Raw genomic sequence first — 14,665 nt, 5'->3', positions numbered from 1 at the left:
CCTCCGGTGTCAGGTGGGGAAGTCGGCGAGTCCCACGCGGGTCCCGCCGGCCGGTCGTTCGGATGAGAGGATCGTGGTCCGGACCAGAGGCCCCAGCACGATCAGTGTGGCGAACAGCAGCCCGATCTCGAGGAGATACACGGAGCTGTAGCCGATGGCCGCGTCCTGCAGCGCGGCACCGAGATGCCCCGCCTCGGCCCAGTGGCCGATCAGGTCGCGCAGGGCGCCACCCATGAAGATGGCGGTGCCCGCCGCCGTGGCCTGCGCAGCCCCCCACGCGCCGAGCGCGAGCCCGCGGCCGGCCAGGCCAGAGACGGGCATCGCCATGGCCATCGTGAGGGTGGCGACGGAGAACAGCCCGCCGCCCATCCCGATCAATGCCGCGCCGGCGAAGAACATCGCCCGCGACTCCGCCGGCCAGGCGAAGAGCACGAGCAGGAAGGCCGCCAGCCCGATCAGGATACCGCGCCCCGCCATGCGGGCCGGGTCGAGACCGCGCGCAAGCCAGCGCGCAGCCAGTCCGAAGCCGATGAGCGCGCCCAGCGACCACATGGCGGTCAGAAGGGTGGTCGCCGCCACCGGCAGATTGAGGATCTCGCCGCCATAGGGCTCGAGCAGCACGTCCTGCATGTTGAAGGCGAGCGTGCCGCAGGCCACCGCCGCCAGCAGGCGGAAGGCGGTGCCGTCCACGTTCAGTTCGGCCCAGGCGTCGCGCAGGCGCGGCCGCGGGGCGGCGCGCTCTTCCTTCGACATCGGGCGGACATGCTCCTGCTTCCACAGCGCGATCAGGTTCAGCACCATCGTCAGGAAGGCGCAGCCCTGCACCACGCGGATCAGCCGGATCTCGGAGAAATCGGCCAGAAGCCAGCCCACGATCAGCGACGAGATGCCCATGCCCACGAGGAACATCACATAGAGCAGCGCCACCACACGCGGCCGGGTTTCGTCGCTCGCCCGGTCCGACGCGAGGGCGAGGCCCGCGGTCTGGGTCATGTGCATGCCCAGCCCCGCCATCAGGAAGGCCAGCGCCGCCAGCGCCTCGCCCGCCCAGGTGGGCCCGTGGATCTGGTCGCCCGACAGAACGATCAGCGCAAACGGCATGATCGCAAGCCCGCCCATCTGCCAGAGCGAGCCGAACCAGAGATAGGGGATCCGCTTCCAGCCGAGCGACGAGCGGTAATTGTCGCTCCGGTGGCCGAGCAGCGCCCGGAACGGCGCCGACAGGACCGGCAGCGCGATCATCAGCGCGACAACCGTCGCCGGCACCGCCAGTTCGACGATCATCACCCGGTTCAGCGTGCCCAGCAGCAGCACCGAACACATGCCGACCGAGACCTGGAACAGCGACAGCCTCAGCAATTGCCCCAGCGGCAGCCCTTCAGAGGCCGCATCCGCGAAGGGAAGCGCGCCGATCGTCAGTCTCTTCAGCTGTTTCCGCCCCAGGATCACGGCCGGAACTCCAGACACTCGGAGATGTAGAAGCCGCGCGATACGCGCCCGATCTTCACCAGCCGACCCCCCGTGGCCTCGTTCAGAGGCTTGAACGGATGCGGGATCATCACAGGTGAGCGGTCGGAACGCGGGAACAGCTTTCCCATCCACCAGAACGCCATCAGGAAAGGCGTTCGCGGCGCCACGGTAAAGACGACCGAATGCCGCGTTCTCGCCCCCAGCTTGTCCAGCGCCTTCGCGATGTCCTCGTCGGTGTAGTAGATCAGGCTGTCCATCGCGACGACATAGTCGAACGGACCCAGATCATCGGACAGCATGTCGCCGCTGGCGAAGGTCACGCGGTCGAGATGCTCGGGCGGCAGGCGCTTCCTCGCGATCTCGACCAGCTGCGGCGAGATGTCCACCGCCGTCACCTGCGCCCCGCGGGCCGCAAGCTCGGCCGTCATCTGGCCCGCGCCGCAGCCGGCATCCAGCACGCGCAGGCCGGTCAGATCCTTCGGCAGCCGCCAGAGCATCTTCGCCCGCATCGTGTCGCGGCCCTCGCGGACCGTCTGGCGGACCCGGCTCACCGGCGCGGACGAGGTCAGCCGCTCCCAGGTATGGGTGGCGGTGCGGTCGAAGTAATGTTCGACACGGTCGCGGGTGGTCGAATAGTCGGTCATGGGGTCTTCCTTGAACGCCGGATCGACTCCGGCAGGGGGCGGCTCAATCGAAACCCAGCAACTCGAAAATCTCGCGGTCCGGCAGCGAATGCGGATCGAGCGGCGGCAGCCCGTCCCAGAGGCTCTGGGCCAGCCGCAGGTATTCGGCCCGCGCGACCATCACATCCGGGTCCTCGTCCATCGCGAAGAGGGTCTTCTTCTTCAGGCGCGAGCGGCGGATCGCATCGAGATCCGGCATGTGGGCGAGGCGGCGGAAGTCCGAGGCCTCGCAGAAGCGGTCCACCTCGTCCGTCGCGCGCGAGCGGTTGGCCACGCAGCCGGCAAGCCGGACCTTGTAGTTCTTCGACTTGGCCTGCACCGCGGCAATGATGCGGTTCATGGCGTAGATCGAGTCGAAGTCGTTCGCCGTCACCACCACCGCCTGGTCGGCATGTTGCAGCGGCGCCGCAAAGCCGCCGCAGACCACGTCGCCCAGCACGTCGAAGATCACCACGTCGGTGTCATCGAGCAGGTGGTGCTGCTTCAGCAGTTTCACCGTCTGGCCCACGACATAGCCGCCGCAGCCGGTCCCGGCCGGCGGACCGCCCGCCTCGACGCACATCACGCCGTTGAAGCCCTCGAAGACGAAATCCTCGGGGCGCAGCTCCTCGGGGTGGAAGTCCACGTCCTTCAGCACGTCGATCACGGTGGGCACGAGGCTACCCGTGAGCGTGAAGGTCGAGTCATGCTTCGGATCGCAGCCGATCTGCAGCACGCGCTTGCCAAGGATCGAGAAGGCGGCCGACAGGTTCGACGAGGTCGTCGACTTGCCGATCCCGCCCTTGCCGTAGACGGCAAAGACCTTGGCGCCGGTGATCTTGTCGCTCTCGTCGAGATGGACCTGAACGGAGCCTTCTCCATCCTCTCCGTTCGGGATCGTCAAGTCTTTCGGGCTCATCGGAGGCCCCCCATTTGTTAAAGCCATCCCCGCAGCCTGCGGGGCTCGCCGTCCCGGGACCGCCTTACTCGGCGGCGATCCCCTCGAGCCGGTCTTCCAACTCATCCGCAGCCCCCTGAAGCGCGGCAAGCGTTTCCGCGTCGGGCTGCCAATAGTTACGGGCACTCGCTTCCAGAAGACGCTCGGCCATGCGGACGCTCGCCTCGGGGTTCAGTTCGGCCAGACGGCGGCGCATCGCCTCGTCCAGAACGAAGGTCTCGGACAGGCGCTGGTAGACCCAGGGCTCCACCTGCTGGGTCGTGGCCGACCAGCCGAGCGTGTTGGTCACCTGCGCCTCGATCTGCCGGACGCCTTCCGCGCCGTGGCGCAGCAGACCCTCGTAGTACTTCGGGTTCAGGCTGCGGGCGCGGGTTTCCAGCGCGATCTGGTCCTTCAGCGTGCGGACGGTGCCGCCGCCGCGGGTCTGGTCGCCGATATAGACCGCCGCCTCCTCGCCCTTGGCGCGCTTCACCGCGCGGGCGATGCCGCCCAGCGTGTCGAAGTAGTGGTCAACGGTGGTGACGCCCAGTTCCACGGATTCGAGGTTCTGGTAGGCGACATCCACGGTTTTCAGCGACTTCTGCAGCAACGCCGCGTTCTGCACCGGCTTGCCCGAACGGCCATAGGCAAAGGACTTGCGCGCCTCATAGGCGTCGGCCAGTTCGTCCTCTTCCCCGAAGGCCGACGACCCCACCAGCACGTTCACGTTCGAGCCATAGGCGCCTTCCGCGTTCGAGAAGACGCGGAGCGAGGCGGTCTCCATGTCCACGCCCATCTCCTGCGCATAGGCCAGCGCATGGGCACGGATGAAGTTCTGCGCCAGCGGCTCACCTTCCGCATTGGCGCATTTCCACGCGGCCTCGGCCAGCATCCGGGTCTGAAGTGGCAGCAGGTCGCGGAAGATGCCCGAGAGGGTCATGATCACGTCGATCCGCGGACGGCCCAGCTCCGACAGCGGGATGAGATCGGCGCCCGCAAGGCGGCCGTAATGGTCGAAGCGCGGCCGCGCACCCATCAGCGCCAGCGCCTGCGCAATCGGCCCGCCGTCCGACTTGATGTTGTCCGAGCCCCAGAGCACCAGCGCCACCGTCTCGGGCAGCTTCGGATGGGCGTCGAGCAGCCGCTGCGCCTGCGCCGCGCCGTCCTGCAGCGCATAGGCGGTGGGCATGCGGAACGGGTCGAAGGCATGGATGTTGCGGCCCGTGGGCAGGATCTCGGGCGCGCGGATCAGGTCGCCGCCCGGCACCGGCTCCATGAAGTGACCGCCGAGCGCACGCAGCACGCCGGGGATCTCGGTTTCCTGCCGCAGCAGGGTCTCGATCTCGGCACGGCGTTCGGCGTCCATCTCGGGCATCAGCGCGATGTTGGCCGCGATCTGCTCCTCGGTCATGGGCGTGCCCACGACATGCAGGCCGTCGGTGATCAGCGAGCCCTCGGTTTCCAGAAGCTTCAGCCACATCGTCTCGACCGGGTGCATGTCGAGGTTGACGGCCTTGGCCTGCTCCTGGATCAGCAGAGAAAGCTCTTCACGTTCAGGGGCTTCCGGGGCAAGCTGACGATAGCGCGTCAGGCTGTCCTTCAGATCCTGCAACCCGCGATAAAGGCCCGCCTGGGTCAGCGGCGGCGTCAGGTGCGAGACGGTGATCGCGTTGGTCCGGCGCTTGGCGAGCGAGGCCTCGGACGGGTTGTTCGCGGCGTAGAGATAGACGTTCGGCAGCGCGCCGATCAGCCGGTCCGGCCAGCAGGCGCCCGACATGCCGGCCTGCTTGCCGGGCATGAATTCCAGCGCGCCGTGCATCCCGAAATGCAGCAGAACGTCGGCGTGGAAATCCTCGCGCAGCCAGCGGTAGAAGACGCTGAAGGCGTGGGTGGGCGCGAAGCCCTTCTCGAAGAGCAACCGCATCGGGTCGCCCTCGTAGCCGAAGACCGGCTGGATGCCGACGAAGACATTGCCGAAGTTCTGGCCGAGGATGTAGACGCCGCGGCCGTCCGACTGGATGCGGCCGGGGGCGGCGCCCCAGGCCTTCTCGATGTCGGCAAGCCAGGGGGTGCCCGAGACGATCTTCTCGGCCGGGACATGGGCTGCGATGTTCGCCGGCTGGCCATACTGGCTCGAGGTGCCGCCAAGGACCGCGTCGCGCAGCGCCTGCACGCTTTCGGGCACCTCGAGCTGGTAGCCCTCGCGCTTCATCGCGTTCAGCACGTTGAAAAGGCTCTCGAACACGCCGAGATAGGCGGCCGTGCCGACCGCGCCCGCGTTCGGCGGGAAGCCGTAGAGGACGACGCCCACCCGGCGCTCGGCCACCTTCGAGCGGCGGAGAAGGGCGAGGCGCAGGGTCTTTTCCGCGAGCGTCTGGATACGCTCGTGGCAGGGGGCCATGGCGCGGGTCTCGGCGCCCTGCGCGGTGGCGCGGCAGCCGCCGGGGCAGCCGTCGCAGCCGGCAAGGTCATGGCGGCCGGCAAAGACGGTGGGGTTGGTCGCGCCGTCGATCTCGGGCAGCGCCACGAGCATCGTGGTCTCGACCGGGCCGAGGCCGCCGCCGGCCTGAGCCCATTGGCCGAGCGTCTGGAACTCCAGCGGGTGGGCGGCGACATACGGCACGTCGAGCGCCTTCAGCGACTCGATCGCGGCGTGGCTGTCGTTGTAGGCCGGGCCGCCGACGAGGCTGAAGCCGGTCAGCGACACCATCGCATCGATGGTGGGGCCAAGCTTGTCGTGGAAATAGGCGTCGATCGCCGGGCGTCCGTCGAGCCCGCCCGCGAAGGCCGGCAGGACCGCGATGCCCTTCTGCTCGAAGGCCTCGATCACCGCGTCATAATGGGCGGTGTCGGAGGCCAGGATGTAGGAGCGCAGCATCAGCAGGCCGACCGTGACCTTCGCGCCCGCGGGGCGGGGCAGGTCGTTCGGGTCGGTGGTGATGCGGTCGGGCAGGCGGGGGTGGTAAAGGCCGACCTCGGGATATTCGATCGGAGCCTTGGCGCTGACCTTGTGCCATTCGCGCACGCGCGAATAGCGCGAGACGAGGTAGCGCATCATCTGCTCGAGGTTGTCGTCCGAGCCACCGAGCCAGTATTGCATGGCCAGGAACCAGGCCCGCAGGTCCTGCGCCTTCCCGGGGATGAACTTCAGCATCTTCGGGATGGTGCGGAGCATCCGCATCTGGCTTTCGCCGGTGTTGCCCGACTCCTTGCTGGAACCGCGCAGCTTCTTCAGAAGCGCCATCGGCCCCGAGGCCGGCTTCTGCATGTCGAGATCGCCCATCTTCGTGAGCTTCACGATGGCCGGATCGGCGATCATGCCGACGAAGGCATCGACGCGCTCGCGCGCGGCCTGAAGCTCGGGCAGGACGGCGTTGATATGTTCCTCGATGAAGAGGAGGTTGGCGATCACCAGATCGGCGCTGTTGATCGCCTCTTTCGCGCGCACCAGCGTCTCGGGCTTTTCGGCCCATTCCGCGGCGGCATGGATCGAGACCGTGAGGCCCGGAAAGTCCTGCCGCAGCCGCGGCGCGATCCGCGCGGCTGGCCCCGCCGCATGGGCGTCGAGGGTGACGATGACGATGTTGTAGCCGGTCACGCCGGCCGAACCTGAGACTTCACCGCGCATAATGAGCCTTCGCCTCGTAAAGGGTCTCGATGCTGATACGGGTCAGGCCCTTTTCAGCCGCGAATTTCTCGGTGTTCCGCCGTGCCTTGCCGCGAACGAAGAACGGGATCTTCTTCAGTTCCTTTTCAGCGTCCGACAGCCAGACGATCTCGCCCGGAGTCGCCTCGGCGGCGACGGGGGGGACGGCTTCCTCGGGGATTGACCCCTCGTCGGCCGTGGCCTCGGCGCGGGGCGCCGATGCCGGCACCGCCTTTCCGCCGTGGTGCGAGGGGCCGGCCTCGTCGTGGAACTCGAAATCCTCGCGGAACATGGTGAGGAGATGTTCCTCCAGCCCCATGGTCAGCGGGTGGATCCAGGTGTCGAAGATGACGTTCGCGCCCTCGTAGCCCATCTGCGGCGAGTAGCGGGCGGGGAAGTCCTGCACATGGACCGGGGCCGAGATCACCGCGCAGGGGATGCCGAGGCGCTTCGCGATGTGGCGTTCCATCTGCGTGCCGAGGATCAGTTCGGGCGCGAGGTTCTGGATCGCCTCCTCGACCTCGAGGTAATCGTCGGTGATCAGCGCCTCGAGGCCATACTCCTTCGCGGCGGCACGCAGGGGCCGTGCGTATTCGCGGTTGTAGCAGCCCATGCCGACGACCTCGAAGCCGACCTCGTCGCGGGCGATACGGGCCGCGGCGATCACATGGGTCGCGTCGCCGAACAGGAACACCCGCTTGCCGGTGAGGTAGGTCGAGTCGACCGAGGCCGACCACCAGGGCTGGCGCAGGCGGCTCTCGTCGGCCTTCGGCTCCACGCCCGCCAGTTTCGCCACCTCGGCGATGAAGTCGCGGGTGGCGCCGACGCCGATGGGGACGACCTTGGTGTAGGGCTGCTTCAGTGTCTTCTCGGCCCAGCGGGCGGCGGATTCGGCCGTCTCGGGGTAGAGGAGGACGTTGAAATGCGCAGCCCCCAGCCGGGCGATGTCGGCGGGGCTCGACCCCATCGGCGCCACCACGTTCACCGCGATCCCCATGCCTTCCAGAAGCCGGGTGATCTCGGTCACGTCGTCGCGGTGGCGGAAGCCGAGCGCGGTGGGGCCGAGGATGTTGCACGAGACCTGCGCGGTGCGGTCAATCGGCTTCGCGAGCTTGCGGCAGATTTGCAGGAAGCTCTCGTCGGCGCCGAAGTTTTCCTTGCGCTGGTAGGAGGGCAGTTCCAGATGCACGACCGGCACCGGCAGGCTCAGCGCATCCGCCAGGCCGCCGGTGTCGTCCTGGATCAGCTCGGCCGTGCAGGAGGAACCCACCATGATCGCCTGCGGCTGGAACCGCTCATAGGCGTCGCGGCAGGCCTGCTGGAACACCTCGGCGGTGTCCGAGCCGAGGTCGCGGGCCTGGAAGGTGGTGTAGCTGACCGGCGGGCGCTTGCCGCGCCGCTCGATCATGGTGAAGAGCAGGTCCGCATAGGTGTCCCCCTGCGGAGCGTGCAGCACGTAATGCAGGCCGGTCATGCCGGTTGCCACGCGCATCGCGCCCACATGGGGCGGGCCTTCATATGTCCAGAGCGTCAGTTTCATGTCCGGTTCCCGGGGCCGTGAGCCGCCCCTTGGGCTTGGGATAGCCGAGAATTGGGGTTCTGGGGATGCGTCATTCCGCGGCCTCGCGCCGCAGGATCGCCCGCCTGCGCAGCGGGCGGGCGAAAAGCCCCGCCAGATCGCCGGCTTGCTCGTAGAAATGGACCGGCGTGAAGACGAGTTCGATCGCCCATTTCGTGGTGAAGCCCTCAGCCTCGAGCGGGTTGGCAAGGCCAAGGCCGCAGACCGTCAGGTCGGGATTCGTCGCGCGCACGCGCTCGATCTGGCGCTCGACGTCCTGGCCTTCCGAGATCACCGGCCCCTCGGCCAGCAGGTCGAGATCGGGGCCGAGGATGCCGCGGTGCAGGAAGGGCGTGCCGACCTCGATCGCGCTCATCCCGCATTCGCGGGTCAGGAAACGGGCGAGCGAGGGTTCCAGCTGGCTGTCGGGGAAGAAGAAGAGCGACTTGCCCTTCAGCGTCTCGGCCGCGGCGGCCACGGCCTTGCGGGCGCGGGCGCGGGGGGCGGCGGTCACTTCCTCGAACTTCGCGGCGCTCACGCCGAACTCGTCGGCGATGGCCTTCAGCCATAGTGTCGTGCCCTCCTCGCCGAAGGGGAAGGGGGCCGGGATGTGGCGCGCGCCGCGGCGGGTCAGCGCGCCGTGGGTCTCGCCGAGGAAGGGCTGGACGAGAGCGAAGACGGTGTTCGGCCCGACGCCGGGGGCTTCCGCCGCGTGATGGGCGGGCAGGACGCGGATCGGCCCGATGCCGAGCGCCGTCAGCAGCGAGATGGCCTGATCCTCGACCACGTCGGGCAGGGCGCCGACCAGCAGCAGCTCGCGCGCGGTCGTCGCGGGCAGGGTGGGGACGATCGAGGCAAGGCAGGCGTCCTCGCCCTGCGTGAAGGTGGTCTCGATCCCCGAGCCGGTGAAGTTGTAGACCCGGACGCTGGGCCCATGCTGCGCCGAGAGCCGCTCGGCCGCGCGGTGCAGGTCGAGCTTGATGACCTCGGACGGGCAGGAGCCGACAAGGAACAGCTGCTTGATGTCGGGCCGGCGCGAGAGCAGCCGGTCGACCTCGCGGTCCAGCTCGGCATTGGCGTCGGCGAGGCCCGCCAGATCCTTTTCCTCGAGGATCGCGGTGCCGAAGCGCGGCTCGGCGAAGATCATCACCCCGGCCGCCGATTGCAGCAGGTGCGCGCAGGTGCGCGAGCCGACGACGAGGAAGAAGGCGTCCTGCATCTTGCGGTGCAGCCAGATGATCCCGGTCAGGCCGCAGAAGACCTCGCGCTGGCCGCGCTCCTTCAGGACGTCGCTGTTGCGGCAGCCGCGGGCGGGCGGGGGCGGAAGATCGAGGCTCATTGCGCGGCCTTCATGTCGAGGCGGGCCATCCGCAGCTTCCACAGGAACTGGCCGGCGTTGATGACGTAGGTGGCGTAGGCCGCAAGCGCGATGAACATCTGCGTCTCGTGCGGCTGGCCGGTGAAGAGCGCCCAGAGATAGGCGGTGTGCAGCGCGATCACCGCCATCGAGAAGACGTCTTCCCAGAAGAAGGCGGGCGCGAAGAGATACTTGCCGAAGACCACCTTCTCCCAGATCGCGCCGGTGACCATGATCGTGTAGAGAAGCAGCGTCTTGACCAGGATCGAGATGGTCGCGGCCAGGTAGCCCTCGCCGGTGGCGAGATACCACAGCACCAGACCCAGCGAGACGGCAAAGACCGCGAACTGCAACGGCGCGAGGATCGCCTGCACCAGCGTCCAGCGCGTGGCGTCGCGGCGGGCGCGCTGTTCCTCGGTGTAGAGCCGCCGACGCGGCGTTGCGGGGGAGTTGGGCTGCATCTTGAGGTTCGCCTTCCGAGGAGGGCCCGCAAAAGGGGCTGCCTTTAGGGGGAGATTATCGTTCCGATTCCGAAAGTGTCAATTCTGACTTACATCTTTTGCGGCGACGAAACAGTGCGGCAAAGGTGCAGATCGTCGCGCCCGCCTGCGACAATCCGCCGTAATAGTCGCCGAAAATCAATCTTGTAGGCGAAGCTGCGCCATATGCCTCCTCCCAAGGTGTCAATTTGCTTTGACATGCACTCCTCCTTGGGGAACAGTCGCTTCACGAGCGTCCGGCCCTTGCGCCCGCGCCCGTCCGGGCTCCGTTTTCCCTTTTTCGGAGGCCCGCCCGGCGCCGCGCAGGATGGCCGGCCCGCCCGGCGGAGCTGGCGATGCATGATGGGTTGGAAAGAGAAGGGCGCAGCCCGGCCGGGGATGGCCCGGTGGCCGTGTCGCGTTTCGCGGCCGAGATCGTCGCGCGCCTGTCGGCCCGCGACGGCGCGACCCTCGCCCCGATCCGCGAGGATCTGGTGCGCCGCCTTCTGCTGGCGGTACGCTCGGTGGATCGCGCGCCGTTCGAGGCCCTCAAGCCCGACCTGCGCCGCGCGCGGGTGAGCCGCGTGGCGCTGGCCGAACTCTACATTCCCGAGGTCGCCCGCAGGCTGGGCCAGGGCTGGCACGAGGACAGCTGCACCTTTGCCGAGGTCACGATCGGCACGGCGCGGCTGCAGGCGATCCTGCGCGACATCGCCATGTCCTGGTCGGCCGACGAGCACGGGCTGCGCGACGGCCCCACCGTCCTCGTGCTGCTTCCGCCGGGCGAGCAGCACACGCTCGGCGGCATGGTCGCGGTGGCGAAACTTCGCAGAATGGGAGTTTCCGTCTGCCTCCGCATTGGCTCGGGCCCCGCCGAACTGAGGGAACTGTTTGTAAAAAGGGCATTCGATGCGATAATGATCTCTATTGCCCATGCGGAGATGCTTGAAGTCTGTCGCAAGTTGGTAAAGACGCTGAAGGACATGACCGGCGGCAGGGTGCCGGTCGCCGTCGGCGGGGCGCTGTTCCTCGAGGGTGTGGTTGCGGCGGCGGTGCCGGAGGCGGATATAGTGACGAACGACATAGAGACGGCGCTGCAGGCCTTCGGGCTGGGTGGAAGCCGGCTGCGGGCTCAGCCGGGGCGCGCGTGAGGCGGGCGGCCGGAAGGCCGGGAGATCGGTGAGACATTGACTTCAGAAGGCAGAGATATGCTGGCCGGCGGGAGCCTCCCGCCTCTCGCTCCCGACATGGTGCGCGACGTGGTGGCCACGGCGGCCGACATTTCGCTCCTGATCTCGCCGGAGGGGCTGATCCGGTCGGTGATGGTCAATCCGCACCATCCGAGTTTCGGGCAGCTGTCGGCCTGGGAAGGCCAGCGTCTCGACGAGGTGCTCACGCCCGAGAGCGTCCGCAAGTTCCGCCTGCGCAGCGAGGGGCTGGAGCCGGGCCGCGGCTCGATCGCGGTCGAGCTGAACCACGCCGATCCGCGCAGCTTCGAGTTTCCCGTCCGCTACATCCTGCATCGCCTGCCGGAGGATCGCTCGATCCTGATGCTCGGGCGCGACCTGCGCCCCATCGCCGAGGTGCAGCAGCAGCTGGTCGCCGCCCAGCTTGCGATGGAACGGGACTACGAGACCCAGCGCGAGATGGAGACGCGCTACCGCGTGATCCTCGATGTCTCGCGCGATCCGATGGTGCTGGTCTCGATGTCCACCGGGCGGATCGTGGATCTGAACGGGGCGGCCGGGATGCTGCTCGGCGGCGTGCGGCAGGATCTGCTCGGCGCCGCCATCGCGCAGGAGTTCGAGGGCCGGCGCCGCGGCGAGTTCATGGAGGCGATGGCGAATCTCGCCGCCACCGAAAGCGCGGCCCCGCTGGAGCTGGTGGCCCGCCGGTCGCAGAAGCGGCTTATGGTGGTGCCAAGGGTCTTCCGCGCGGCGGGCGAGCGGCTTCTGCTCTGCCAGCTCGATCCGGCCGAGGTGGCGCAGCCCGTCAGCGACGAGCTGCTGAACAATCTGGCGCGCCTCTATCACGAAGGGGTGGACGGCATCGTCTTTACCGACGCCGACGGCACGATCCGCGGCGCGAACGAGGCGTTCCTCAATCTGACCGACTCGTCGAGCCTGGCGGCGATCCGCGGCCGCTCTCTGGCCGATTTCCTCGCGCGGGGGACCGTGGACCTGCGCGTGCTGATCGACAGTGTCAGGCGCACTGGACAGCTGCGGCTCTATGCCACCCGACTCACGACCGACTTCGCGGGGCAGATTGCCGCAGAGCTGTCGGCCACCTGGCTCGACGACCGCGAGCATCCGCTGCTCGTGCTGGTGGTGCGCGACACGAGCCGGGCCGACACGCTGCGACGTCCCATTCCGGCGACCGGCGTCGTGGACGAGCCCTTGCGCAACGTCATGGAGCTTGTGGGCAACTCCACCCTCAAGGATATCGTGGCGGAAACCACGGATGTCGTTGAGAAAATGTGCATCGAGACGGCGCTGGAGCTAACGCGGAACAACCGCGTCGCGGCGGCCGAGATGCTGTCGCTCTCGCGCCAGTCCCTCTATGTCAAGCTGCGCAAGTTCGGGCTGCTCAACAAGGACGAGTAGCCCCTGCGCCCTGCTGCCGCAGGGCATTTCCCTCGCCTTTGCGAAAGTGTGTGCCCATCCGCGCGGGGCGAATGGTCGCTTTGACATGCATCAATTTACCCGCGACAGAACTATGTCAACTGAAATGGACACAGCGGGAGTCCACCATGCGTATCGTATTCGTTCACCCGAACTACCACTCCGGGGGCGCCGAGATCGCCGGCAGCTGGCCGCCGGCGTGGGTCGCCTATCTTTGCGGCGCGCTGAAGAAGGCCGGCTACACCGATTACCATTTCATTGACGCGATGACGGACTACGTCTCGCACGAGAAGCTTGCCGAGCAGCTGAAGGAGCTTCAGCCCGACATCGTCGCCACGACCGCGATCACCCCCTCGATCTATGTTGCCGAAGAGACGCTGAAGATCGCGATGGAGGTGGTTCCGAACGCCCTGCGCGTGCTCGGCGGCATCCACGCCACCTTCATGTTCCGTCAGGTGCTGGAAGAAGCGCCCTGGATCGACGTGATCGTCCGCGGCGAGGGCGAGGAGGTTCTGGTGAACCTCGTGAAGGCCTACGAGGAGGGCAACTTCGGCGAGACCCGCCGTCAGGTGAAGGGCCTCGCCTTCCTCGACGGGGACGAGATCGTCTCGACTCCCGCGGCGCCGACCATCCGGGACGTCGATTCGATCGATCCCGACTGGGGCATCATCAACTGGAAGAACTACATCTACGAGCCGCTGGGCGTGCGTGTGGCCATCCCGAACATGGCGCGCGGCTGCCCCTTCACCTGCTCGTTCTGCTCACAGTGGAAGTTCTGGCGCGACTACCGCGTGCGCGACCCCAAGAAGGTCGTGGACGAGATCGAAAAGCTCGTGAACGAGCACAATGTGGGCTTCTTCATCCTCGCCGACGAGGAGCCGACGATCAACCGCAAGAAATTCATCGAATTCTGCGAGGAGATGATCGCCCGCGGCCTGCCCGACAAGGTCAAGTGGGGCATCAACACCCGCGTGACCGACATCAAGCGCGACAAGGAACTGCTCAAGTTCTACCGCAAGGCCGGCCTTGTGCACATCTCGCTCGGCACCGAGGCCGCGGCGCAGCTGAAGCTGGACGTCTTCAACAAGGAAACCACCGTCGCCGAGAACAAGGAGGCCATCCGTCTCCTGCGCGAGGCCGACATCTTCACCGAGGCCCAGTTCATCGTCGGCCTCGAGAACGAGACCAAGGAGACGCTGGAAGAGACCTTCCAGATGGTCTGGGACTGGCAGCCCGACCTTGCCAACTGGGCGATGTACACGCCCTGGCCCTTCACGCCGCTCTTCCAGGAGCTGCGCGACCAGGTCGAGGTCTTTGACTATTCGAAATACAACTTCGTGACGCCGATCATGAAGCCCAAGGCGCTGACCCGCGGCGAGCTGCTCGACGGCGTGATGCACAACTACCGCCGCTTCTACATGCGCAAGGCGCTGTTCCACTATCCGTGGCGCGGCACCGGCTTCCGCCGTCGCTACCTCCTCGGCTGCCTCAAGGCCTTCCTCAAGGCCGGGGTGGGGCGAACCTTCTACGACCTCGGCAAGGCCGGCTACTGGGGCCCGCAGTCCAAGGACAAGGTGGACTTCCACTTCGACGAGACCCGCAAGATCGGCAACGCCCAGCTCGCGGACTGGGAGGCTTCGGCCGACCGCGCCGCCAAGGCCGCCGAACGGCGCGAGGCGCTGCGTGCGCAGGGCAAGGCCCGCGCCGAAGAGCGCAGCGCCGCCAAGGCCGAGGGCGTGCCGATGCTGAACCCGGTGGGCGGCTGCGGCGGCGCCGCGCAGGCGATGGTGGACGAGTTCCATGTGCCCATGGCCTGTGGCGGCGGCCAGCAGCAGATGCCGCAGGACGAGTTCGCGATGCCGATGGCCTGCGGTGGCGGCAAGCAGCAGATGGAAGAGACCGAGGAGCGTCTCGTCCGTCCGGCGGAGTGACCGC

10 protein-coding genes are annotated in these 14,665 nt (G+C 67.5%); 3 read left to right on the top strand and 7 right to left on the bottom strand.

What is annotated here, in order from left to right:
* Positions 1-9: 9 nt before the first annotated feature.
* The 7 genes from FG154_RS01010 to bchF all read right to left on the bottom strand — a co-directional run bounded on the left by FG154_RS01010 (position 10) and on the right by bchF (position 10,091).
* Positions 10-1,449: a PucC family protein gene (locus tag FG154_RS01010; RefSeq protein ID WP_145103482.1), complete on the bottom strand. Its 1,440-nt coding sequence runs from the start codon at positions 1,447-1,449 to the stop codon at positions 10-12.
* On the bottom strand, positions 1,446-2,114 hold the full coding sequence (bchM, locus tag FG154_RS01005) for a magnesium protoporphyrin IX methyltransferase (RefSeq protein WP_145103479.1): 669 nt from the start codon (positions 2,112-2,114) through the stop codon (positions 1,446-1,448). Before bchM ends, FG154_RS01010 begins: the two co-directional genes overlap by 4 nt.
* Before the next feature lie 43 nt (positions 2,115-2,157).
* Positions 2,158-3,051: a ferredoxin:protochlorophyllide reductase (ATP-dependent) iron-sulfur ATP-binding protein gene (bchL, locus tag FG154_RS01000; RefSeq protein WP_145103477.1), complete on the bottom strand. Its 894-nt coding sequence runs from the start codon at positions 3,049-3,051 to the stop codon at positions 2,158-2,160.
* 64 nt (positions 3,052-3,115) lie between these two features.
* The gene (locus tag FG154_RS00995; protein ID WP_145103475.1) at positions 3,116-6,697 is read right to left on the bottom strand and encodes a magnesium chelatase subunit H; all 3,582 of its coding nucleotides are present in this window, start codon (positions 6,695-6,697) and stop codon (positions 3,116-3,118) included.
* Positions 6,687-8,255 (bottom strand): ferredoxin:protochlorophyllide reductase (ATP-dependent) subunit B, encoded by a 1,569-nt coding sequence (gene bchB / locus FG154_RS00990; protein ID WP_145103472.1) that lies wholly within the window; start codon positions 8,253-8,255, stop codon positions 6,687-6,689. Before bchB ends, FG154_RS00995 begins: the two co-directional genes overlap by 11 nt.
* A gap of 70 nt (positions 8,256-8,325) precedes the next feature.
* Positions 8,326-9,612 (bottom strand): ferredoxin:protochlorophyllide reductase (ATP-dependent) subunit N, encoded by a 1,287-nt coding sequence (locus FG154_RS00985; RefSeq protein WP_145103469.1) that lies wholly within the window; start codon positions 9,610-9,612, stop codon positions 8,326-8,328.
* Positions 9,609-10,091 (bottom strand): 2-vinyl bacteriochlorophyllide hydratase, encoded by a 483-nt coding sequence (bchF, locus tag FG154_RS00980; protein WP_145103466.1) that lies wholly within the window; start codon positions 10,089-10,091, stop codon positions 9,609-9,611. The genes FG154_RS00985 and bchF overlap by 4 nt, the downstream gene beginning before the upstream one ends.
* Positions 10,092-10,516: 425 nt before the next feature.
* Here bchF and FG154_RS00975 point away from each other — a divergent pair, with 425 nt between their 5' ends.
* The 3 genes from FG154_RS00975 (at position 10,517) to bchE (ending at position 14,661) form a co-directional block, all read left to right on the top strand.
* Positions 10,517-11,260 carry a cobalamin B12-binding domain-containing protein gene (locus tag FG154_RS00975; protein ID WP_281282018.1) on the top strand — a complete coding sequence of 248 codons (744 nt, stop codon included), beginning with the start codon at positions 10,517-10,519 and terminating at the stop codon, positions 11,258-11,260.
* A 57-nt stretch (positions 11,261-11,317) separates the two neighbouring features.
* Positions 11,318-12,712, top strand: a complete 1,395-nt coding sequence (ppsR, locus tag FG154_RS00970) for a transcriptional regulator PpsR (RefSeq protein ID WP_145103459.1) — start codon at positions 11,318-11,320, stop codon at positions 12,710-12,712.
* Positions 12,713-12,858: 146 nt separating this feature from the next.
* A complete protein-coding gene (gene bchE / locus FG154_RS00965; protein WP_108221399.1) occupies positions 12,859-14,661 on the top strand; it encodes a magnesium-protoporphyrin IX monomethyl ester anaerobic oxidative cyclase in 1,803 nt (600 codons plus the stop codon).
* Positions 14,662-14,665: the final 4 nt, after the last annotated feature.

The sequence above is a fragment of the Cereibacter sediminicola genome, from assembly GCF_007668225.1.
Classification (GTDB): domain Bacteria; phylum Pseudomonadota; class Alphaproteobacteria; order Rhodobacterales; family Rhodobacteraceae; genus Cereibacter_A; species Cereibacter_A azotoformans.
Note: the sequence above shows the minus strand (reverse complement) of the source record. Positions and strands in the feature narration are given on the sequence as shown.

Bases quoted from the DNA above. Each gene is read 5' to 3' on its own strand.
- bchM (WP_145103479.1), bottom strand. From the start codon at position 2,114: ATGACCGACTATTCGACCACCCGCGACCGTGTCGAACATTACTTCGAC.
- bchL (WP_145103477.1), bottom strand. From the start codon at position 3,051: ATGAGCCCGAAAGACTTGACGATCCCGAACGGAGAGGATGGAGAAGGC.
- FG154_RS00995 (WP_145103475.1), bottom strand. From the start codon at position 6,697: ATGCGCGGTGAAGTCTCAGGTTCGGCCGGCGTGACCGGCTACAACATC.
- bchB (WP_145103472.1), bottom strand. From the start codon at position 8,255: ATGAAACTGACGCTCTGGACATATGAAGGCCCGCCCCATGTGGGCGCG.
- FG154_RS00985 (WP_145103469.1), bottom strand. From the start codon at position 9,612: ATGAGCCTCGATCTTCCGCCCCCGCCCGCCCGCGGCTGCCGCAACAGC.
- bchF (WP_145103466.1), bottom strand. From the start codon at position 10,091: ATGCAGCCCAACTCCCCCGCAACGCCGCGTCGGCGGCTCTACACCGAG.
- ppsR (WP_145103459.1), top strand. From the start codon at position 11,318: ATGCTGGCCGGCGGGAGCCTCCCGCCTCTCGCTCCCGACATGGTGCGC.
- bchE (WP_108221399.1), top strand. From the start codon at position 12,859: ATGCGTATCGTATTCGTTCACCCGAACTACCACTCCGGGGGCGCCGAG.